Here is a 21,261-nt window from a genome sequence, read left to right on the forward strand (position 1 = left end):
ATGGTACTGCACTCGGGAGGGTGTGGGAGAGTAGGACGCCGCCGGACTCAACGTGATAGAAAGGCCCACCCCACACGGGGTGGGCCTTTCTTTTTTGCTGCCCAGAACGCGTGAAGTTGGGGCGCGGTATCGCACCACAACCTCACACGAAGGTCAGTCGCGGGTCTGGGTGGCTTTGCGGATCTCCTGCATGAGCGGGGCGGCCGTGGACTCGGGCTGTTCGGGGAACATCGCCAGAGCGAGACTCCCGTGGTCGGCCCAGCCGCAGACGGTCAGGTCGGTGCCTTCGGAATGGGTGACACCGCACTTCATGACGCCGCCGAGATCGCCGGCGTCGACCTCGTGCAGGCCGGTCACCGCGCCCTCCTCGTCGGAGATCAGCTCGAACGAGATGTCGAGATCCTTCTCCGGGGACCAGAGCAGGGTGGTGCCCCCGAAGAACAGGACGTTCTTGCCGTCGGCGGTGGTGTAGACACCACCGACCGTCTTGTCCATGCTGACCTCGGCGGAGAGCGCACCCTGCAGGTAGTCCGCGGTCGCGGTGGCGTCCTCACTGCTGTTCAGCGTGAGCGAGCCGATCTTCGGCGGGGCGGAGAGCGTCGTGTTCCGCTCGGAGTTGACCTTCAGCCCGAACCAGCCGAGCGTGCCCACCCCGGCGAGCGAGGCGACCAGCAGCGCGCCGAGAACCACCTTCCGCACCTTGCGGCTGTTCTCCGCGGCGGACGGGTCGGCGTCGTCCTCGGACGCCAGCCGGAACGGGGTCTCGTTGATCTCGATCGGTTCGTCCCCGGCGGCGGGGGAGTCGGCGGACGGGGGAGTGTGCTGGCCGCGATCGGACATCCGCGAAGCGTATCGTCCCCCGACGGAGGAGGTGCGAATACCGGGCGCTCGGGAAGGCTCCGTAGACTTGTCGGGTGACCGATGCGACCGAAACCCGTACCCCCGACAGCCGGCCCACCGGTGGCCTCTCCGCCCAGTACCAGCCGGGCGAGGTAGAGCAGCGGCGGTACGAGCGGTGGGTATCGGAGGGCTACTTCACCGCGGACCCGAAGAGCGACAAGCCGCCGTTCACCATCGTCATCCCGCCGCCGAACGTGACCGGCTCACTGCACGTCGGCCACGCGCTCGACCACACGATCCAGGACACCCTGGTCCGGTTGAAGCGGATGCAGGGCTTCGAGGTGCTGTGGCTGCCCGGCATGGACCACGCCGGCATCGCCACGCAGAACGTGGTGGAGCGCAAACTCGCCGAGCAGCAGCTGTCCCGCCACGACCTGGGCCGCGAGAAGTTCGTGGAGCGGGTCTGGGAGTGGAAGGCCGAGTCCGGCGGCGCCATCCTCGGGCAGATGAAGCGGCTCGGCGACTCCGTCGACTGGACGCGTGAGCGCTTCACCATGGACGAGGGCCTGTCCCGGGCCGTCCAGACGATCTTCAAGCGGCTCTACGACGACGAGCTGATCTACCGGGCCAACCGGATCATCAACTGGTGCCCACGCTGCCTCACCGCGCTCAGCGACATCGAGGTCGAGCACACCGAGGACGAGGGCGAGCTCGTCTCGATCCGCTACGGCGAGGGTGACAACGCGATCGTCGTCGCCACCACCCGGGCCGAGACCATGCTCGGCGACACGGCCGTTGCGGTGCACCCCGACGACGAGCGTTACCAGCACCTGATCGGCACCGAGGTGGAGCTGCCGCTGACCGGCCGCCGCATCCCGATCGTGGCCGACGAGCACGTCGACCCGTCCTTCGGGACCGGCGCGGTGAAGGTGACCCCCGCCCACGACCCGAACGACTTCGAGATCGGCCAGCGGCACGGTCTGCCCAGTCTGACCGTCATGGACGAACGGGCCGTCATCACCGTACCCGGGCCGTTTGAAGGCCTGGACCGCTATGAAGCGCGACCGGCGATCGTGGCCGCCCTGCGTGAGCAGGGCCGGATCGTTGCGGAGAAGCGTCCCTACGTGCACTCCGTGGGGCACTGCTCGCGGTGCAAGACCACGGTGGAGCCGCGGCTGTCGCTGCAGTGGTTCGTCAAGACCGGGCCGCTCGCCAAGGCGGCCGGCGACGCGGTCCGCGACGGGCGGGTGAAGATCGAGCCGGTCGAGCTGTCCAAGCGGTACTTCGCCTGGGTCGACAACATGCACGACTGGTGCATCTCCCGGCAGCTGTGGTGGGGCCACCGCATCCCGGTGTGGTACGGGCCGAACGGCGAGGTCGTCTGCGTCGGACCGGACGAGCAGCCGCCGTCGGGTGACGGCTGGCGCCAGGACGAGGACGTCCTCGACACCTGGTTCTCCTCGGGCCTGTGGCCGTTCTCCACGCTGGGCTGGCCGGAGAAGACCGCCGAGCTGGAGAAGTTCTACCCGACCAGCGTGCTGGTCACCGGCTACGACATCCTGTTCTTCTGGGTCGCCCGGATGATGATGTTCGGGCTGTACGCGATGGACGGCAAGCAGCCGTTCGACGTGGTCAACCTGCACGGCATGGTGCGCGACCAGTTCGGCAAGAAGATGTCGAAGTCGTTCGGCAACGTGGTCGACCCGCTCGACTGGATCGACCGGTACGGCGCCGACGCCACCCGGTTCACCCTGGCCCGCGGCGCCAACCCCGGCTCCGACGTGCCGATCAGCGAGGAGTGGTGCCAGGGCTCCCGCAACTTCTGCAACAAGCTCTGGAACGCCACCCGGTTCGCGCTGATGAACGGCGCGACGGTCTCCGGTGACCTCCCGGCGCCGTCGGAGCTCTCCGCCGTCGACAAGTGGATCCTGTCCCGCCTGCAGCACGTGACCGCGGAGGTGGACGGCTACTTCGCGAACTACGAGTACGCGAAGGTCTGCGACACCCTCTACCACTTCGCGTGGGACGACGTCTGCGACTGGTACGTCGAGCTGAGCAAGCCGGTGCTCGCCGAAGGTGGGGACGCCACCCGCCGGGTGCTCGGGCACGTGCTCGATCAGCTGCTGCGGCTGCTGCACCCGGTGATCCCGTTCGTCACCGAGGAGCTGTGGATTGCGCTGACCGGCGGCGAGACCGTGATGCGGGCCGCCTGGCCGGCCGTCGACCAGGCCCTGATCGACGACGCCGCCGAGGAGGAGATCGCCGCCCTGCAGAAGGTGGTCACCGAGGTCCGGCGGTTCCGCTCCGACCAGGGGCTCAAGCCGAGCCAGCGGGTCGCCGCGGCGCTCACCGGCCTGGGCAACGTCGGCATCGACACGCACGAGCCGCTGATCCGCTCGCTGGCCCGGCTCGACACGCCCGGCGGCGACTTCACCGCCACCGCCACCCTCGCGGTGACCGGCGGCATCTCGGTCGACCTCGACACCCGCGGGGCGATCGACGTGAAAGCGGAGCGGGCTCGGTTGGAGAAGGACCGCGCGGCCGCCGAGAAGGAGGCCACCCAGTGCCGGGCCAAGCTCGGCAACGAGGCCTTCGTCGGCAAGGCCCCCGACCACGTGGTCGCGAAGATCAAGGAGCGGCTGGCGGCCGCGGAGGCCGACCTGGTCCGGATCGCCGCCGCGCTCGAGGCGTTGCCGGCCGCATGAGCGAGTACACCGAGGTCGAAGCCGCGCTCAACGAGCGCGGCTTCACCCGCATGGTTTTCGACATGCAGAAGATCCGGGACCTGATGGACGTGCTGGGCAGCCCGCAACGGGCCTACCCGGCGATCCACCTGACCGGCACGAACGGCAAGACCAGCACGGCGCGGATGATCGACGCGCTGCTGCGGGCGCACGGGCTGCACACCGGGCGTTACACCAGCCCGCACCTGGAGACGGTCCGGGAGCGGATCAGCCTGGACGGGGAGTCGATCTCCGAGGAGCGGCTCGTCACCACGTACAACGAGGTGGCGCCGCTCGCCGACCTGATCGACGCGCGCAACCCGGAACCGCTCACCTACTTCGACATGACCACGGCGATGGCGTACGCGGCGTTCGCGGACGCCCCGGTCGACATCGCGGTGGTGGAGGTGGGACTCGGCGGCGAGGAGGACGCGACCAACGTCATCGAGGCCGGGGTCTGCGTGCTCACGCCGATCGGGCTCGACCACACCGAATGGCTCGGCGACACCATCGAGGACATCGCCTGGCACAAGGTCGGCATCATCCACAAGGGCGCCACCGTGATCACCGCGCTGCAGAACGAGGAGGCCATGCGGCCGATCCTGGAACGCTGCGCGGACATGGGCGCCACCCTCGCCCGGGAGGGCAGCGAGTTCGGGGTGATCGAGCGGGCCCAGGCCGTCGGCGGCCAGGTGCTCACCCTGCAGGGGCTGGGCGGCGTCTACGACGAGATCTTCCTGCCGCTGTTCGGCGCGCACCAGGCCCAGAACGCCGCCACGGCGCTTGCCGCGGTCGAGGCGTTCCTCGGCGCCGGCGCGGGCAAGCAGCTGGAGGTCGACCTGGTCCGGGAAGGCTTCGCCCAGGTGGACTCGCCGGGCCGGCTCGAACGGGTTCGCAGCGCACCCACCGTCCTGCTGGACGGCGCGCACAACCCGCACGGGATGGCCGCCACGGTCACCGCGCTGGAGGAGGAGTTCACCTTCCGGCACCTGGTCGCGGTCCTCGCGGTCCTCGGCGACAAGGACGTCACCGGCCTGCTCGACCTGCTCGAACCGGTCGTGGCCCGGATCGTCGTCACCCAGAACAGCTCGCCGCGCTCGATGCCGGCCGACGAACTGGCGCAGCTGGCGATCGCGGTCTTCGGCGAGGACCGGGTCACGGTCACGCAGACCATGCCGGACGCCATCGAGGAGGCCGTGGTGCTCGCCGAAGAGGACGCGTCCGGCGAGATGAGCGGCGTCGGTGTGCTGATCACCGGCTCGGTGGTGACCGTCGCTGACGCACGGAAGCTGCTGAAACGATGACCGAGCCGGAGCAGAGCGCGACGCCCGCGGAGGACCGGCCGGCAGCCGCGGCGCGGCCTTCCGGGTTGCGCAACCCCCAGGCAGCCGTACGGGGGCTCGGCGCCGGCACTCTGGCGATGGAGGCGATCGTCCTGCTCCTGGCGATCGCCCCGCTCGCCGTCATCGCGGGCGACAGCCGTGGTCCGGCGATCGCCGCGGTTTCCGTCGCGGTGGTGGTGGCGATCGTGCTGGCCGGCAGCATGAAACGCAGCTGGGCGTGGCCCGCCGGTGCCGTCCTGCAGGGGCTGCTGCTTGTCGGCGGGGTGCTGCACTGGGTACTCGCGGCTATCGGCGTGATCTTCGGGTTGGCGTGGGCGTACAACTACCACGTACGCCGGACGATCCTGGGTTGAGGCCGCGCCCCTGGCGGGGCGCGGCGCTCAGCGAGCCGCTCGCCACTGGGTGATGGCGATGTTGTGGTTGTCCGGGTCACGGAATGTGGCGGACCACAGCTCCAGCTTGTCGCCGCTGTTGACCACGCACGGGGACTGCACGAACTTCACACCCTTGGCGCGCAGGTCCTCGTGGACCGCCTCGACGTCACCCACCTCCAGATTCAGGTAGATCAGCCGGCTGGCCTCCGCGGAAAGACTGCGGACGGTGCGCAGCACCAGGCGGGTGTCCCCGGAGGCGAGCACGGCGCTGCTCTCGCCGCTGTCGATCTCGAAGAAGCCGAGGACGTCCCGGTAGAAGGCGATCGACCGGGCCAGGTCGGTGACCAGGACGGTGATGCCGACGCCGTGGATCGCGCTGGCCGCGCTGGGGCGGGCGCTCGGGTAGGCGGTGATCAGGTCGGCGGTGCTTTCGTCGGGTTCGGAGCGGCCGCCGAAGTTGCCCCAGGGGCTGCCCGCGGGGGGTGGTTCCTCGGTCTGCGGGGCGGCTTCGGCGGGTTTGCCGGAGTCGCGACGGCCGGCTGCGGCGCTGACGGACGCGCCCGCTGCGGCGCCGGCTGCGGCGGCGGCAGCGGTGCCTGCCCAACTGCCGATGCCGGCGGGGGGTGTGGGGCCGGGGGCCGGAGTGGCTGCCGGCGGTGTGCTGCCTGCGGGCTCGTTTACTGGCGCGTCGTCGGCTGGGGTCTCCGGTGTGGTGCCTGCGGGTTCGGTCGCCGGCGCGTTGTTGGCTGGGGCCTCCGGTGTGGTGCCTGCGGGTCCGGTCGCCGGCGCGTCGTCGGCTGGGATCTCTGGCGTGAGGCGCGTTGCCGTGCCGGCCTCGGGCATGGGGCTGGTGGCCGGCGGCGGGGTGGTTTCCGGGATGGATTCGGCCGGTGGGGCGATGATGCCGTCGGCCATGGCAGTCGAGGCGGGGCGCGTGGTTTCGGGTGCCGGGTCGGGGCTGCCTTCCAGCGGAATGTCGATGCCGTCGGCGTTCGGAGGGCTGTCGGCGGGGCGGCCGGGTGCAGGGGCGCTGTCGAGCGGGATGTCGATGTCGTCGTAGGCGGTCGGCGGGGTGGCCGGGCCGGTCGGGTAGGGCGTCGACGGGGGTGGAGCGCTGGGGAACGGCCGGTCGGGAGCGGGCGCGGTGGGTGGCCCGGAGACCGGGGACGGGGTGGACGTCGCGGTGGGCTCGGCGTGCGGCGCCGCCCGGAAAGCGGTCGGGGTGGGCTCGGGGCGGGTGCTGCCGGGAGCCGGGGTGGGCGCGTCGGTGGGCGCCTGGTCGTCGGGTTCGGACGGGGTGTCCTGGCGGGGGAGTTGATCGGTGGGCTCGCCGGGCTGGGCGAAGAAGCGGGTCCGGCCGGACGAGGTGGACGGTGCCGGTGGCGGCTCTGCGCTGGACTGCGGTGGTGCGGTGAAGCCGCCCACCGGCTGCGTGTCGGCCTCGTCGGTGGCGCGGGCCTCAGGGCCGGGTGCGGTGGCGGTCCACGCGATCGTGTCCGGCTCGTCCCTGGTGGCCCGGGACGGCTGGCCGGTGGGTGCCCAGGCGGTGGTGGCGTCGGCCGGAGGGGTTCGCTGGGCGGGTTCCTCCTCCTCGAGCGGCAGGTCGATCAGTGGATCGGCGTCGGGGCTGGACTCGGCCGAGGTGCGCTGAGCCGGCGGGCGGCCGGTGGCGGTCTGCTGGCCGGTGGGGGACTCGTCGGGCGTACCGGAAGGGGTTTGCCGCTCGGCTGTCGCGGTGGCCGAGCCGTTTCGCGGTCGAGGGCTGGGGCGGGTGCCCGGTGGGCGGCCCGCTGTGGTGCGCGTGGTCGTGCCGGTGGGGGCGTATCCGCTGCTCGCAGCGGCGAACGCGGCCCCCGCCGCGCCGCCTTCCGGGAAATCGGACTCCGGGCGGCTGTAGGGGGAAGCGGGCTCCGAGACGCCGGCCGGGCTGTGGGCGGACGTCGAGCCGGGGCCGCTGTAAGCCGTGCCCGGCCGGTCGTAGCCACGCGAGCCTGCCGCACCGGGGTCGGTGGTGCTGTCGCCGGACGTGGGGCCGGGGCGGCTGTATGCGGAAGCGGAGCTCGAAGCCGGGTCCGGCGTTCCGGCCGGGCTATAGCCGGCGGTGCCTGCGGCAGGAGCGCCTGAGGTCGTGCTGGGGCGGCTGTAGGGCGAGGCGGAACCGCCGGACGGACTGTAGCCAGCCGCGCCTGCCGTGCCGGTGCCGTGGCTGGCCGCGCCTGTCGTGCCAGCGCCGTGGCCGGCCGCGCCTGTCGTGCTGGCTCCGTGGCCGGCTGTGCCTGCCATGTCGGCGCCGTAGCCGGCTGCGCCGGCCAACCCGGCGCCCTGACCAGCCGTGTCTGCTGTGCCGGCGTCAGGGGCGCCCGAGGTGCTGCTGCCCGAGCGGCCGGGGGCAGAGTCCGAGGCCGGGCTAGGAGTGCCGGTCGGGCTGGGGCCGAAAGCCCCGGCAGCGGTCGGGTCTGACGGATTCGCCTCACCGGCGGGAGCGGCCCCGGCGGCTTTGGCGGCGGTGACGTGGTCGGGCTCGGCGGGAGCAGCACCGGCCGCGTCGGGCTCGGCGCCGGCCGCTTCAGGCCCGCCAGGAGCGGCGCTGGCAGGAGCAGCGCTGGCGGCGAAATCGGCGCCGGCAGGAGCGGCGCCGGTGGGAGCGGCGCCGGTGGGAGCGGCGCTCGCAGGAGCGGCGCCGGCAGCGGGAGTGGGGCCGGTGGGAGTGGCGCCGGGCGGGGGCGCCGGGTCCTCCGTGCCGGTGATGAAGGAGTCGCGAGGTGGGGCGTCGTCCGGCTCGGCGGCGTCGTCGTCGGGCGGGGCCGCGGCTTGGCGGAAGCGGGACGCGCCCGCGGCGCGGCGGGGCAGTGGTGGCGGCTCCTCGTCGGTGCCGACCACGTGGCCCTCGACGATCGTGCCGGTGGGGGTGTCGCGCACCACGACCGGCGTCGTCGACCGGGCCTCGCCGAAGCCGGCGCGCGCGGCCGGTGGCGGCGGGGGTGGCGGCTCCTCGGTGTCGAAGACCCAGTCGCGGTCGCGGCCCTCCCACGGGGCCGGGTCGTCGGCGCCGAGCACGTCGTCGTCGATGCCGTCGGTCGCCGCGAAGGCGGACGGGGCGGGCGGGGGCGGCGGGTCGGCGCCCTCCTCGCGGACCGGGGCGTCGTTCCAGTTCACCCGGACCCGGCGGGTGTCGTCGACGTCCACGGTGATCGGCACCGTCGCGCCGACGGCCGGCCATTTCGCGACCGGGACGCGGGACTCGCGGATCACCGTCTCGAACGTGCCGAGGCCGGGGGCCACCACGATCGCCTCGATCTCGGCCCGGCCGTACGCCGAGGAGAGCGGCGGCGGCGGGATCGACTTGACCTCGGCGTTCCCGGCCACGGTCGCCCGGCCGCCGCGGCGGCTGGACAGGTTGACCGCGGCCAGGACGATGGCCAGCGCCAGAACGGCGACGCCGAAGAACGCGACCGCCATGCTCGACATGCCCAGCCCGAAAACGATCACAAAGACCGCAAGCGTGCCCATGACCGCCGCCACCAGCTTGCGTGCCGGGGCGATGGGCCGGCCGGTCTGGTTCGCCACTGTGGACCTCCCGGTTGTTCCCGTCAGGTTATGGCCCGCCGGCGGATCGGCGAAAGTGCGCCGGCCCGGGCATCACCGCCCGCCGGCGATCGCGGTACCGATAGGCTGAACCTCCCGCGTGTCGGGCTGTCGTCTTTTACGGAGGAACCGCGTGTCCAGCACCACCGAGCGTTCGCTCGTGCTCATCAAGCCCGACGCGGTCCGCCGCGGCCTGCTCGGCGAGATTGTCTCCCGTTTCGAGCGTAAAGGCCTGGTCATCGAGGCGCTGGAGTTGCGCACGATGGACGCCTCCCTGGCCGACGCGCACTACGCCGAGCACGTCGACAAGGCTTTCTACCCGCCGCTGAAGGATTTCATGACGAGCGGCCCGCTGGCTGCGCTGATCCTCTCCGGCGACTCGGTGATCGAGGTGGTCCGCGCCATGATCGGCGCGACCGACGGCCGCAAGGCCGCGGCCGGCACGATCCGCGGTGACCTGGCGCTGTCCAACCGGGAGAACCTGGTGCACGCCTCCGACTCGCCGGAGAGCGCCGAGCGCGAGCTGGCCCTCTGGTTCCCCAAGCTCTGACGAGTCCCCGGACTCCGGCCCGCTAGAGGGTCTCCAGGCTGGCCCGCCGCCGCGACTCCGCCTCGAAGATCGTGAGGAGGGCGGCGGCGAGGACGGCATATCCGGCGGCCACCAGCAGCTCGGTCAGCAGTGCGGGCGCGGCAGCACCCAGGCCGCGCCCGGCGGCGAGCAGCCGAGCCGCCTCCGCCGCATGGGTGATCGGCAGTGCGTGTCCGACACCGATCATCCAGGGCGGCAGCTCGCCGCGCGGCACGTTCACCCCGGTGAGCAGCAGCAGGACCGCTACCGCGACGTTCGAGACGACGAAGACGTCACGGAAGCGCAGGCCCAGCGCGCCCAGGGTCAGGCCGAAGAACGCGCAGGCCAGCGAGCCGGCCGCCAGCGCGAGCCCGAGACCGGGCAGCGCATTCACCGGGATCCGCAGGCCGAGCAGCAGCGATCCGGCGGTCAGCGTGAAGACCGCGATCAGCAGGCCGTTCCCCGCGTACGGAAGGACCCGCCCCCAGAAGATCGCGGTGCGGCTCCGCGGCGACAGCAGCACATGGCCGAGGGTGCCGTAGCGACGCTCGTTGGCGACCGCCATCGTCCCGCCGAAGACGCACGCCGATGAGGCGGCCAGCACGGCGTTGCCGACGATGAAGAACGCGTCGTCGGCCACCCGCAGCTGCCGGCCCAGGTAGGCGAAGAACAACAGCTGGAACGTCGGGCCGGCGAGCAGCGTCCCGGCGTACATGGCGGGTGTGGTCCAGTTGAACAGGGCGCGGTAGGCGAGCGCGCCCCCGGTCGTGATCAGCCGCAGTGTTCTCATGAGAGCGCCAGGGTTGCGGCCGCGCGGGCGCGGCGTTCGAACGAGGTGAGGCAGTACGCGCCGAGCAGCAGGCAGGCCGTGCCGAGGGCGAGGCAGACGCCGATGGACGGCCAGACCGGCCCGCCGACCGTGGCTTCCCGCACCGCACGGGCGCCCCAGGTGGTGGGCAGGGCGGCGGCGATCGGGGCGGTCCAGGACGGCAGCACGCTGATCGGCACGAGCATCCCGGAGAGCAGCCAGATCGGGTAGTCGAGCGGGTTGGCGAGGGCGTTGGCGTTGCGGAGCAGCACGAACGTCGAGGCGAGCAGCAGGCCGAACATCCCCAGCCCGGCCACGCAGGCGACGGTCGCGGCCAGGAACGCGTACGGGCGGGCCACATCGAGCGGGATGCCGTACAGCAGCCGGCCCCAGAGCAGGGTGGCGAGCAGCGCGTAGGTGCCGGTGACCGCGGTGGCCGTGGTGATCGGCAGGAGCACGGTCACCGGCCGCCGCGGCGCCATCATGATCATCTCCAGGGTGCCGAGCCAGCGCTGGTTCTGGACCGCACCGCCCGATCCGGAGAGCACCGACGCCCAGACCCCCATCAGCCCGGCACCGACCGCCGCCTCGAGCAGCCGGTGCGGCTCGTCCCCGGCCCGGAACAGGTGGACCGCCATGGTGGCCTGGACGACCGGGATGACCAGGGCCAGCGCCACCTCGAACGGGGAGCGGCTCATGTGCTTGGCGTGCATCAGCGTGCCGATCACGAGCGCTCTCATGCGGCGTTCACGATCGCCACGTACGCGTCCTCCAGGGTGGGCTCGCGGCTGTTGACCCGGCCCAGCCGCACCCCGGCGAGCTCGCGCAGCACGTCACCCTGCACGTCCAGGTGCGCGTCGGACTGCACGGTCAGCAGCTGCAGCGTGCCGCGTTCCTCGACGGCGGTCTCGCGTACGCCGGGCAGCCCCCGTAGGGCGGAGATCGCGGAGTCGGGGACGCCGTACGCCTCCACCTCCACGACCCGTCGCCCGTCTGCCCGGCGCCGCAGCTCGGCCGGCGTGCCGAGCGCCTGGATCCGGCCGTCCGCGATCACCGCGATCCGGTCGCAGAGCTCGTCGGCCTCGGCCATGTAGTGCGTGGTCAGCACGACCGTGGTGCCGTTGGCGGCGAGCCCGGCGACGGTGCGGCGCAGCTCACGGGCGGCGACCGGGTCCACCCCGATGGACGGTTCGTCGAGGAACAGCACGTCCGGGTCGTGCAGCAGGCCACGGGCGATGTGCAGCCGCTGGCGCATGCCGCGCGAGTAGCCCTCGACCCGTTCGTGTTCCCGGCCGGTCAGCCCGACCAGTTCGAGCAGTTCGGCGATGGCGGGTTTCTGCTGGTGGGGCGGGACACCGTACAGCTCGGCGAAGTAGCGCAGGTTGTCCAGTGCGGAGAGCCGGTCGTAGAGGCCGCGGTCGCCGCCGAAGACGTAGCCGATCCGGCGCCGTACCTCCCGGGTGCGGGTGACCACGTCGAAGCCGCAGATCCGGGCCGTGCCGGCGGTCGGGATCAGCAGCGTGTTGAGCATCTTGATGGTGGTCGTCTTGCCGGCGCCGTTCGGTCCGAGCAGGCCGAACAGCTCACCGCGGCGGACCGTCAGGTCCACGCCCCGGACCGCTTCCACCTCGGTCCGCCGGGGTCGCAGCCAGCCGGTCCGGGTGTGGTAGGTGCGGCGCAGGCCGTCCGCCTCGATCGCGTACTCACTTCCCATGGCCGCCGACGGTAGGGCGGCCGGGAGAGTCAGGAAACGGATTCGGCCGCGGCCGAATCTCCGCCGAGCAGGTTCAGCAGGGCGACGCCGGCCGGCTCCAGGCCGTAGAGGACCCGCCGCCCGGCTCGGCGCCGGTGCACCACCCCGGCCGCCTGCAGCCCGGCGAGGTGCTCGGACACGGTGCTCGGCGCGAGGCCGAGCGCGACCGCCAGCGCGGTGGTGGTGGACGGCACGGTCAGGCCGCGCAGCACCGCCGCCCGGCCCCGGCCCACCAGGACGGCGAGGCGGTCGGACTCGGCCGCCACCGGCGGCGCCGGCGTCTCGGCGAGCACCGCCGCACCCCGCGACTGATAGGTGACCATGATCACGTCAGGGTGGTCGGTGGAGCAGCTCAGCGCGCCCCGGGAGAAGATCAGCGGCACCAGCAGCAGCCGCTTGTCGATCGCCTCGTAACTCTGGCTCAGCGGCTTGACCAGGGTGAGCACCGGTCGTTCCCAGCGGATCCGGTCGTGCAGGTGCGACAGCAGCGCGTCCGGCCCGTCGGCGGCCAGCGCCCGGGCCCGCAGCAGCACCTCCTCGTCGAGGGCGGCGCGCATCGCCGGCCAGTGCGGGGCGACCGTGGCGTCCCAGAACGCGGCCAGGCCGTCGGCGAGCCGGTTCAGCGCCGCCTGCCGGTCGTGCCGGTACGGCACCAGCTCGTCCGGCACCCGATCCGCCGGATAGTGCCGCGCGAACTGCTCCTCGATCAGGTCGGCCGGGGTGGCACGGATCTGGTCGAGCTGCTCGGCGAGGGTGGGCACCGGGCTCTCCGGCACCGGGTTGAGAAAGTCCGGGTACGACCCCTCCAGCCGGAACCAGAGCGAGACCGGGGCGGTCGCCGGATCGGTACGCAGCACCTCCCGCGCACGCGCCGCCCACGACGTGTACGGCCAGGGCGCCTCGGGGTTGCGGCGCAGCAGGTAGAGACCGCAGATCAGCTCGGCGAGCGGGCTGATCGCGATCCTGGTCCGGGCCAGCGTCGGTTCGTCGATCTCGATCCGGATCACACGGTGGAGTTTAGGATGGCGTTACCTCGGAGCCACGTCGGACGGATAGGCAGATGCCTATGACCTCGATCTCTCGACGGAACCTTCTGCGAGCCTCGGTGGCGGGTGGCGTCGCGGGCGCCCTGCTCGAAGCGCCGGCGTTCTCGGCGGGCGCCAGCCGCCCGATGCTCACCCACGGCGTGCAGAGCGGCGACGCCACCGCGGACACCGCCGTCGTCTGGAGCCGGGCGGACCGGCCGGGACGCCTCTGGGTGCAGACCAGCCGGCGGCCGGACTTCCGCGGCGGCCGGATGCTGCGCGGACCGGTGGTCACACCGGCGACCGACCTCACCGGGAAGGTGAGGCTGCGCGGCCTGCCCGCCGGTGAGCGGTTGTACTACCGGGTGAAGGTGGAGAGCCTGGAACGCCCCGGCCTGTTCAGCGCCCCGGTGCGCGGCGAGCTCACCACGGCGCCGGTGCGCCGCCGCGACGTCCGGTTCGTCTGGACCGGCGACGTCGCCGGCCAGGGCTGGGGGATCGATCCCGCCTTCGGCGGGATGCGGCTCTTCGAGTCGATGCGGCGCCGGCGGCCCGACTTCCTGTTGCACAGCGGGGACACGGTGTACGCGGACGGCCCGCTCACCGAGACCGTCACCCTGCCGGACGGCCGGGTCTGGCAGAACCTGCTGACCGACGCCAAGACGAAGGTCGCCGAGACCCTCGGCGAGTTCCGCGGGCAGTACGCGTACAACCTGCTCGACGAGCACTACCGGCGGTTCGCGGCCGAGGTTCCGCAGATCAACCAGTGGGACGACCACGAGGTGACCAACAACTGGTACCCGGGGGAGATCCTGACCGACGCCCGCTACACCGAGAAGCGGGTGGACGTGCTGGCGGCCCGGGCGCGGCAGGCGTACCTGGAATGGCTGCCGGTGCCGGCGACGACCGCGCCGATCTACCGCCGGATCCCGTACGGGCCGCTGCTCGACGTGTTCGTGCTGGACATGCGGACCGTCAAGGACGTGAACGACGGCAACACGTACGCCGACCCGAACCGCGGTCTGCTCGGCCGTGCGCAGCGCGAGTGGCTGATCGACGGGCTCCGGCGCAGCCGGGCCACCTGGAAGGTGATCGCCGCGGACCTGCCGCTGGGCCTGGTCGTGCCGGACGGCGCCGCGGCGCAGGAGGGGGTGGCGCAGGGCGACCCCGGCGCCCCGAAGGGCCGGGAGCTGGAGTTCGCCGAGGTACTGCGGGCCGCGCACCGGCACCGGGTGAGCGGGATCGTGTTCCTCACCGCGGACGTGCACTACACGGCCGCGCACCACTACGACCCGGCGCGGGCGGCGATCCAGGACTTCACGCCGTTCTGGGAGTTCGTGTCCGGGCCGGCGCACGCGGGTGCGTTCGGGCCGAACGCGCTGGACGGCACGTTCGGGCCGGAGGCGGTCTTCGTCAACGCGCCGCCCGTGGCGAACACGTCGCCGGCCGACGGGTTCCAGCACTTCGGCGAGGTGGAGATCGACGGCGAGTCCGGCGCGTTCACGGTGCACCTGCGCGATCGGGACGGTGTGAGCCTCTGGTCGACCACGTTGCGTCCGTAGCCCGTACGCCGGACCGGTTTTGATCTTGCCCGGCGCGAGCCGGGGTAATGCGGATGAGGGAAGCCGAGCGTGGCCGGTATCGTTGTCTCCACGCAGGCGACGAACCGGCCATCACCGGGGAGCCTCCGGAAGAACGGGCTGAACCCCTAGTAGAACCGGGCGGACACCGGACCGCGCAGATCATCCGGCGAATGAGCGGGCGCCCGATCGGGCGTCAAGCGAGGTGGTACCGCGGGCGCATGCGCTCGTCCTCGCAGTCACGAGATGTGAGCTGCTTGAGGAGAACCATGGCCTATCCGAAGCACAGTGCCGCGTCCGGCGTGCCGGCCTCGCCGGATCTGCCGGCGGTCGAGCGCGCGGTCCTCGACCACTGGGCGGCCGACAAGACTTTCGAGGCGTCGGTCGAGCAGCGCCCGGCCGGCGAGAACGGCTCGAACGAGTACGTGTTCTATGACGGCCCGCCGTTCGCCAACGGGCTGCCGCACTACGGTCACCTGTTCACCGGGTATGTGAAGGACCTGGTCCCGCGCTACCAGACGATGCGCGGCAAGCGGGTCGAGCGGCGGTTCGGCTGGGACACCCACGGCCTGCCGGCCGAGGTCGAGGCGGAGAAGCAGCTCGGCATCACCACCAAGGCGCAGATCGTCGAGCTGGGCATCGACAAGTTCAACGAGGCCTGCCGCACGTCCGTGCTGGCCTACACCAAGGACTGGGAGCGCTACGTCACCCGGCAGGCGCGCTGGGTGGACTTCGCGGACGACTACAAGACCCTCGACCCGGCCTACATGGAGTCCGTCATGTGGGCGTTCAAGACTCTGCACGACAAGGGCCTGGTCTACGAGGGTTTCCGCGTTCTCGCCTACTGCTTCCGCTGCGAGACGCCGCTGTCCAACACCGAGACCCGGATGGACGACGTCTACCGGGACCGGACCGACCCGGCGCTCACCGTGGCCTTCACCCTGGAGACGGGCGAGCGGATCGCGGTCTGGACCACCACGCCCTGGACGCTGCCGTCGAACCTGGCGCTGGCGGTCGGCCCCGACATCGAATACGCCGTCCTCGAGAAGGACGGCGAGAAACTGCTCATCGGCGCCGGCCGGGTGGGTGCTTACGCCAAGGAGCTCGAGGGGTACGAGCAGACCGGCACCGTTCTGGGCCGGGACCTCGTGGGGCGCCGTTACACGCCGCTCTTCGACTTCCTGGTCGAGCCCGGCGGCGAGAACGCCTTCCAGGTGCTCGGCGCCGACTTCGTGACCACCGAGGACGGTACGGGTGTGGTGCACATGGCGCCCGCCTTCGGTGAGGACGACCAGAACACCTGCAACGCGGCCGGCATCCCGACCGTGGTGACCGTCGACGACCACACCCGGTTCACCTCGCTGGTCCCGGACTACCAGGGCCTGCAGGTCTTCGACGCCAACAAGCCGGTGATCGCGACGCTCAAGGAGCGTGGCGTGGTGCTGCGCCACGACGGGTACATGCACTCGTACCCGCACTGCTGGCGCTGCGACACCCCGCTGGTCTACAAGGCCGTGTCCTCGTGGTTCGTCGCGGTGACCAAGTTCCGCGACCGGATGGTCGAGCTGAACCAGCAGATCAGCTGGACGCCGTCGCACATCAAGGACGGCTCGTTCGGCAAGTGGCTGGCGAACGCCCGCGACTGGTCGATCTCCCGCAACCGGTTCTGGGGCTCGCCGATCCCGGTCTGGAAGTCGGACGACCCGCAGTACCCCCGCGTGGACGTCTACGGCTCCTACGAGGAGCTGGAGCGCGACTTCGGGGTGAAGGTCACCGACCTGCACCGGCCCTACGTGGACGAGCTGGTACGCCCGAACCCGGACGACCCGACCGGCCAGTCGATGATGCGGCGCGTGCCGGAGGTGCTGGACTGCTGGTTCGAGTCCGGCTCGATGCCGTTCGCTCAGGTGCACTACCCGTTCGAGAACAAGGACTGGTTCGAGCACCACTACCCGGGCGACTTCATCGTCGAGTACATCGGGCAGACCCGCGGCTGGTTCTACACCATGCACGTGCTGGCCACCGCGCTGTTCGACCGGCCGGCGTTCCGCAACTGCCTGAGCCACGGCATCCTGCTCGGCGAGGACGGCCGCAAGATGTCCAAGTCGCTGCGCAACTACCCGGACGTCTACCGGGTGTTCGACACCTACGGCTCGGACGCGATGCGCTGGATGCTGATGTCCTCGCCGGTGCTGCGCGGTGGGGACATGCCGGTGACCGAGGTCGCCATCCGCGACTCGGTGCGCCAGGTGCTGCTGCCGCTCTGGAACGTCTGGTACTTCTTCAGCCTTTATGCGAATGCTTCGGGCTATGAGGCGTCGTTCCGGACCGACTCGACGCACCTGCTCGACCGCTACGTGCTCGCCAAGACCGGTGAGCTGGTCGCCGACGTGCAGCGGCAGATGGACGAGTACGACATCTCCGGCGCAGCCGCGAGCATCCGGTCCTACCTGGACGCCCTGACCAACTGGTACGTGCGCCGGTCCCGGGACCGGTTCTGGGCTGGCGACGCGGACGCCTTCGACACCCTCGCCACCGTGCTGGAGACGGTCACCCGGGTGGTGGCGCCGCTCGCGCCGCTGACCACCGAGGAGATCTGGCGCGGCCTCACCGGTGGCCGGTCGGTGCACCTGACCGACTGGCCCACGGCGGACGCGTTCCCGGCCGACCACGAGCTGGTCGCCTCGATGGACGCGATCCGCGACGTCGCCTCGGCGGCCCTGTCGCTGCGCAAGGCGAAGGGCCTGCGGGTCCGGCTGCCGCTCGCCTCGGCGACCGTGGCCACGCCGTCCGGCGCCGCCCTGGCCGGCCTCGGTGACCTGCTCAAGGACGAGGTCAACGTCAAGGACGTGGTGTTCACCGACGACGTGGCCGCGTACTGCCAGCAGGTCCTCACCGTGGTGCCGCGGGCCCTCGGCCCCCGGGTGGGCAAGCAGGTCCAGCAGGTGATCAAGGCGGTCAAGGCCGGCGAGTGGCAGCTGGTCGACGGCGCACCGGTCGCGGCCGGCGTCACCCTCGCCGAGGGCGAGTACGAGCTGAAGCTGGTCGCCGCCGACGCCGAGAACTCGGCCCCGCTGCCGGCCGGTGGCGGCGTCGTGGTGCTCGACACCGCGGTCACGCCCGAGCTGGCCGCCGAAGGCCTGGCCCGCGACGTGATCCGGGTCGTGCAGCAGGCCCGGCGGGACGCCGATCTGGACGTCAGCGACCGGATCACGCTGGTGCTCTCCGCGTCCGAGCCGGTCCGGGCGGCCGTCGAGGCGCACCGGGAGTTCGTGGCTGGTGAGACGCTCGCCACGTCGGTCGAGTTCGGCCGGCTGGAGTCCGGTTTCGCCGGTGAGGTCGGCGACGGCGAGCAGGTGACGGTCACCGTAACGTCGGTGTGATTGAACCGAATGGCCCGGATGTTCGCCTGGCGTGGGCGAACATCCGGGCCACGGTGCAAGATCATTAGGTACTTCGGCCTTGTCGTCCGATAACCTCACAGCACCCATCTCACTACCAGACACTCAGGTGTTACCCGGAGGACGAGTTGCCGCTGCTCTACTCGATCGGCAAAGTCACCGTCGGCACGGCGTTGATGACTGGCTGGCGGCCGCACGTCGAAGGCCTCGAGCACATCCCGCGGACCGGGGGCGCCATCTTCGCCGGCAACCACCTCTCCGTCGCCGATGAACTCTTCCTCGGCGCCGTGGTGCCGCGTCACCTGGCCTTCTGGGCCAAGTCCGACTACTTCACCGGCACCGGCATCAAGGGCCTGCTCAACCGCAAGCTGATGGAGGGCCTCGGCGCGATCCGGGTCGAGCGGGCCGGCGGCCGTGCGGCGCTCACCGCGTTCGACGCCGCCATCCCCGCCCTCAAGGGCGGCGACCTGGTCGCCGTCTACCCCGAGGGCACCCGCTCGCCGGACGGCAAGCTGTACCGCGGCCGCACCGGCGTGGCCCGGCTGGCCGTCGCCGCCGGTGTGCCGATCATCCCGGTCGGCATGCTCGGCACCGAGAAGGTGCAGCCCATCGGCCGGCTCTACCCCAAGCTGATGCGCAACACCGTCACCATCAAGTTCGGCGAGCCGATCCCGACGGTCGGCCGCTCCGACGACCGGACCGCGCTGCGCGAGCTCACCGACCAGGTGATGGCCGAGATCCAGAAGCTCACCGGCCAGGAGTACGTGCCGCGTTACGCCCCCAGCAAGAGCCAGGAACCGGCCTAGTACTTCGGGGTCAGCACCTCCGAGCGCAGGCCGGCGACGAGTTCCGCGCTCTCCTCGACGGAACGGCGGGTCAGCAGCACGGTGGCCAGGCTGCCGTGGTCGGCCCAGGCACAGGCCACCACCGAGGAGCCGTTCAGCCGGCCCACACCGCAGCGCTCGTGCACGCCGAACTCGCCGACGTCGAACGACTGGATGTCCTTGAGCTTCAGCTCGGTGGTGAGCCGCTCCAGCTGGGCGTCCACGTCGGAGCCCGGGTTCAGCCGCCAGCCGGTGACACCGAACAGGGTGACCCGCTTGCCGCGGCCGTCCGCGTACGTCCCGGCGAACGCCTCGCCGGACGAGCCGGCGGCCTGCAGCTGCTCGGCGAGCCGTTCCGCGGCTCGCCGGCCGGCGGCGGTGTCGCGCAGGTCGAGGTCGGCGAAGGAGTCCGGCAGGACCGCGGAGACCGGGAACTGCCGGGCGGCCGGGAACTGCCAGTAGGCGAGCGGGCCGCCGCAGCAGAGCACCAGCCCGACCACGGTCAGCAGGGTGAACCGGCGCATCCAGCGGCGAATCGGGCCGCGCCGTTTCGGCGGCGCCGGGCGGGCCGCCCAGGGCGGCGGTGCCGGCCGGCTGGGTGCCGGTCGCGGCTGAACCGGGACCCGGTTGATCGCCGGTGGCTTGACGTTCTTCTTCGGGCGGTGCCAGAAGCGTGGCTTCGCGGGGTGCTGCGGCGGGAGGCCGCTGCCGCCGGCCGGTGGCGGGTAGGTGCCGGGGGCGGGAATGCCGGCGGGCACGGCCCGCTCGGGCGCGGCGGTAGTCCCGGCCTCGCCGTTTCGGAGGGCGCCGCCGGCTTTCGCGGCCTCGCCGTTCCTGGCGGCGTCGCCGGCCTTCACGGCCTGGCCGGCCTTGACGGCTTGCTCCGCGGCCTTGGCGGCGGCGATCGCGGCGGCCGCTTTCGCTGCCTCGAGCACCTTGGCGCCGGCGGCCATCGCGTCGGCCATGGCCTTCTCGGCCACATCCGCGGCCCTGGCCGCCGCCGGCGAGGCGGGGGCGGGCGCGTCCAACCGCGTGGCCGGGGCGTCCATCCGGGTGGGCGGCATGCCCTCCGGGGTCTCCAGCCGGGTCGGCGGGGTGTCCACCGCCGCATAGGTCTCCGGCCACACCGGAGTGTCCTGATCCGCCCACGGGTCGACGGCCGGCATGGTCGCCCAGTTGTCCGGCTCGGCGGCGGGCGCCGGCTCGGCGCCGTTCACCCGGTCCCACAGGCGTGACCACCGCGACCGGCGGGGCGCCGGGTCCGGCACGGCCGCCGCGCCGCTCCAGCGGGAGGGCAGGTCCATGGTCTGCGAATCGCCGGAATCCGCCTTCCGGGGCGGATCGGGCATTCCGGCGGCCGGGGTCGGGTCGACCGGCGGCTGGTCGGCCATCGTTTTCTCGTCTCCTCCCGCGCGCCTGAGGGCGGACGTCTTCCCCCAGGTTAGGGCGGCCGCGCCAGGGGGACGGCCGGGCCGGAACGGGACGGTCGGCGCGAATGCCGGACAACGAGGGCGATGTGCGAAACGCTCCGGAGTCGTATGGTTACCCGGACTTGGCATCCGCCCGGCCGCCGTGACCGGGAAGTGCCCGGAGTCACCCCCGGAGATCCGTTCACCCCGCCCGCCCGGAGGGTTTGTTGAAAACCACGCAGAGGAACGCTGTCACCATGACCGGCGCCGAGTCCGGCCCGCCGATGCTGTTCGCCCATGGATACGGCTGCGACCAGAACATGTGGCGCTTCGTCACGCCGGCCTTCGCGGACACGCACCGGATCGTGCTCTTCGACCACGTCGGCAACGGCAAGTCCGACCTGTCGGCGTACTCCGACGATCGCTACTCCAGCCTCGACGGCTACGCCGAGGACATTCTGGAGATCATCCGGGAGAACGACCTGCGTGACGTCGTCTTCGTCGGCCATTCGGTGAGCTCGATGATCGGTCTGCTGGCCGCCAACCGGGAGCCGGAGCGGTTCGCCGGCCTGGTGATGGTCGGGCCGTCGCCGCGCTACATCAACGACGAGAAGGACGGTTACGTCGGCGGGTTCGGGCGCTCCGACATCGAGGAGATGCTGGAGTCGCTGGACAGCAACTATCTGGGCTGGTCCAGTGCGATGGCTCCGGTGATCATGGGCAACCCGGACCGGCCCGAGCTGGGCGAGGAGCTGACGAACAGCTTCTGCCGCACCGACCCGGAGATCGCCAAGAAGTTCGCCCGGGTGACCTTCCTCTCGGACAACCGGGCCGACCTGCCGCATTCGCGGGTGCCGTCGTTGATCCTGCAGTGCTCGGACGATGTGATCGCGCCCACCGTGGTCGGTGAGTACGTCCACAAGCACACGCCGGAGAGCACCTTCATGGCCATGAACGCGACCGGGCACTGCCCGAACCTGAGTGCTCCGGAAGAGACGGTTGACGCGATCAAGTCCTGGTTGTAGACA

At 71.8% G+C, this 21,261-nt stretch carries 15 protein-coding genes; 8 read left to right on the forward strand and 7 right to left on the reverse strand.

Annotated features, from left to right (window positions below; genetic code table 11):
• Positions 1-153: 153 nt before the first annotated feature.
• Positions 154-840 carry a hypothetical protein gene (locus AB0F81_RS20975; RefSeq protein WP_360199648.1) on the reverse strand — a complete coding sequence of 229 codons (687 nt, stop codon included), beginning with the start codon at positions 838-840 and terminating at the stop codon, positions 154-156.
• Positions 841-914: 74 nt separating this feature from the next.
• Here AB0F81_RS20975 and AB0F81_RS20980 point away from each other — a divergent pair, with 74 nt between their 5' ends.
• From AB0F81_RS20980 to AB0F81_RS20990, 3 genes are read left to right on the forward strand one after another with little or no spacing between them, the layout of a single operon-like run.
• Positions 915-3,545 (forward strand): valine--tRNA ligase, encoded by a 2,631-nt coding sequence (locus AB0F81_RS20980; protein WP_360199650.1) that lies wholly within the window; start codon positions 915-917, stop codon positions 3,543-3,545.
• Positions 3,542-4,867, forward strand: a complete 1,326-nt coding sequence (locus AB0F81_RS20985) for a folylpolyglutamate synthase/dihydrofolate synthase family protein (RefSeq protein WP_360199652.1) — start codon at positions 3,542-3,544, stop codon at positions 4,865-4,867. The genes AB0F81_RS20980 and AB0F81_RS20985 overlap by 4 nt, the downstream gene beginning before the upstream one ends.
• Entirely contained in the window at positions 4,864-5,259 is a 396-nt protein-coding gene (locus AB0F81_RS20990; protein WP_360199654.1) for a DUF4233 domain-containing protein, read from the forward strand. The genes AB0F81_RS20985 and AB0F81_RS20990 overlap by 4 nt, the downstream gene beginning before the upstream one ends.
• Positions 5,260-5,286: 27 nt before the next feature.
• Here AB0F81_RS20990 and AB0F81_RS20995 read toward each other — a convergent pair whose 3' ends face one another.
• The gene (locus AB0F81_RS20995) at positions 5,287-8,847 is read right to left on the reverse strand and encodes a VOC family protein (RefSeq protein ID WP_360199656.1); all 3,561 of its coding nucleotides are present in this window, start codon (positions 8,845-8,847) and stop codon (positions 5,287-5,289) included.
• Positions 8,848-8,998: 151 nt separating this feature from the next.
• Between AB0F81_RS20995 and ndk the strand changes: the two genes are divergently transcribed.
• Positions 8,999-9,415, forward strand: a complete 417-nt coding sequence (gene ndk / locus AB0F81_RS21000) for a nucleoside-diphosphate kinase (protein ID WP_360199658.1) — start codon at positions 8,999-9,001, stop codon at positions 9,413-9,415.
• A 22-nt stretch (positions 9,416-9,437) separates the two neighbouring features.
• On the opposite strand, the gene AB0F81_RS21005 is transcribed toward ndk, so the two are convergent.
• From AB0F81_RS21005 to AB0F81_RS21020, 4 genes are read right to left on the reverse strand one after another with little or no spacing between them, the layout of a single operon-like run.
• Positions 9,438-10,223 carry an ABC transporter permease gene (locus tag AB0F81_RS21005; RefSeq protein ID WP_360199660.1) on the reverse strand — a complete coding sequence of 262 codons (786 nt, stop codon included), beginning with the start codon at positions 10,221-10,223 and terminating at the stop codon, positions 9,438-9,440.
• Positions 10,220-10,981 carry an ABC transporter permease gene (locus AB0F81_RS21010; protein ID WP_360199662.1) on the reverse strand — a complete coding sequence of 254 codons (762 nt, stop codon included), beginning with the start codon at positions 10,979-10,981 and terminating at the stop codon, positions 10,220-10,222. The genes AB0F81_RS21005 and AB0F81_RS21010 overlap by 4 nt, the downstream gene beginning before the upstream one ends.
• Entirely contained in the window at positions 10,978-11,955 is a 978-nt protein-coding gene (locus tag AB0F81_RS21015) for an ABC transporter ATP-binding protein (RefSeq protein ID WP_360199664.1), read from the reverse strand. Before AB0F81_RS21015 ends, AB0F81_RS21010 begins: the two co-directional genes overlap by 4 nt.
• A 29-nt stretch (positions 11,956-11,984) precedes the next feature.
• A complete protein-coding gene (locus AB0F81_RS21020; RefSeq protein WP_360199666.1) occupies positions 11,985-13,001 on the reverse strand; it encodes a hypothetical protein in 1,017 nt (338 codons plus the stop codon).
• 59 nt (positions 13,002-13,060) lie between these two features.
• Here AB0F81_RS21020 and AB0F81_RS21025 point away from each other — a divergent pair, with 59 nt between their 5' ends.
• The 3 genes from AB0F81_RS21025 to AB0F81_RS21035 all read left to right on the forward strand — a co-directional run bounded on the left by AB0F81_RS21025 (position 13,061) and on the right by AB0F81_RS21035 (position 18,806).
• A complete protein-coding gene (locus AB0F81_RS21025; RefSeq protein WP_360199668.1) occupies positions 13,061-14,581 on the forward strand; it encodes an alkaline phosphatase D family protein in 1,521 nt (506 codons plus the stop codon).
• A 287-nt stretch (positions 14,582-14,868) separates the two neighbouring features.
• On the forward strand, positions 14,869-17,982 hold the full coding sequence (gene ileS, locus AB0F81_RS21030; protein WP_360199670.1) for an isoleucine--tRNA ligase: 3,114 nt from the start codon (positions 14,869-14,871) through the stop codon (positions 17,980-17,982).
• A 146-nt stretch (positions 17,983-18,128) separates the two neighbouring features.
• Entirely contained in the window at positions 18,129-18,806 is a 678-nt protein-coding gene (locus tag AB0F81_RS21035) for a lysophospholipid acyltransferase family protein (RefSeq protein ID WP_360199672.1), read from the forward strand.
• Here AB0F81_RS21035 and AB0F81_RS21040 read toward each other — a convergent pair.
• Complete coding sequence (locus tag AB0F81_RS21040; protein ID WP_360199674.1) at positions 18,803-20,215, reverse strand: hypothetical protein; 1,413 nt, start codon at positions 20,213-20,215, stop codon at positions 18,803-18,805. The genes AB0F81_RS21035 and AB0F81_RS21040 overlap by 4 nt on opposite strands.
• A gap of 275 nt (positions 20,216-20,490) precedes the next feature.
• On the opposite strand from AB0F81_RS21040, the gene AB0F81_RS21045 reads away from it, so the two are divergent.
• Positions 20,491-21,258 (forward strand): alpha/beta hydrolase, encoded by a 768-nt coding sequence (locus AB0F81_RS21045; RefSeq protein ID WP_360199676.1) that lies wholly within the window; start codon positions 20,491-20,493, stop codon positions 21,256-21,258.
• The last annotated feature ends 3 nt before the right edge of the window (positions 21,259-21,261 follow it).

Source organism: Actinoplanes sp. NPDC024001, from assembly GCF_040638955.1.
Classification (GTDB): Bacteria; Actinomycetota; Actinomycetes; order Mycobacteriales; family Micromonosporaceae; genus Actinoplanes.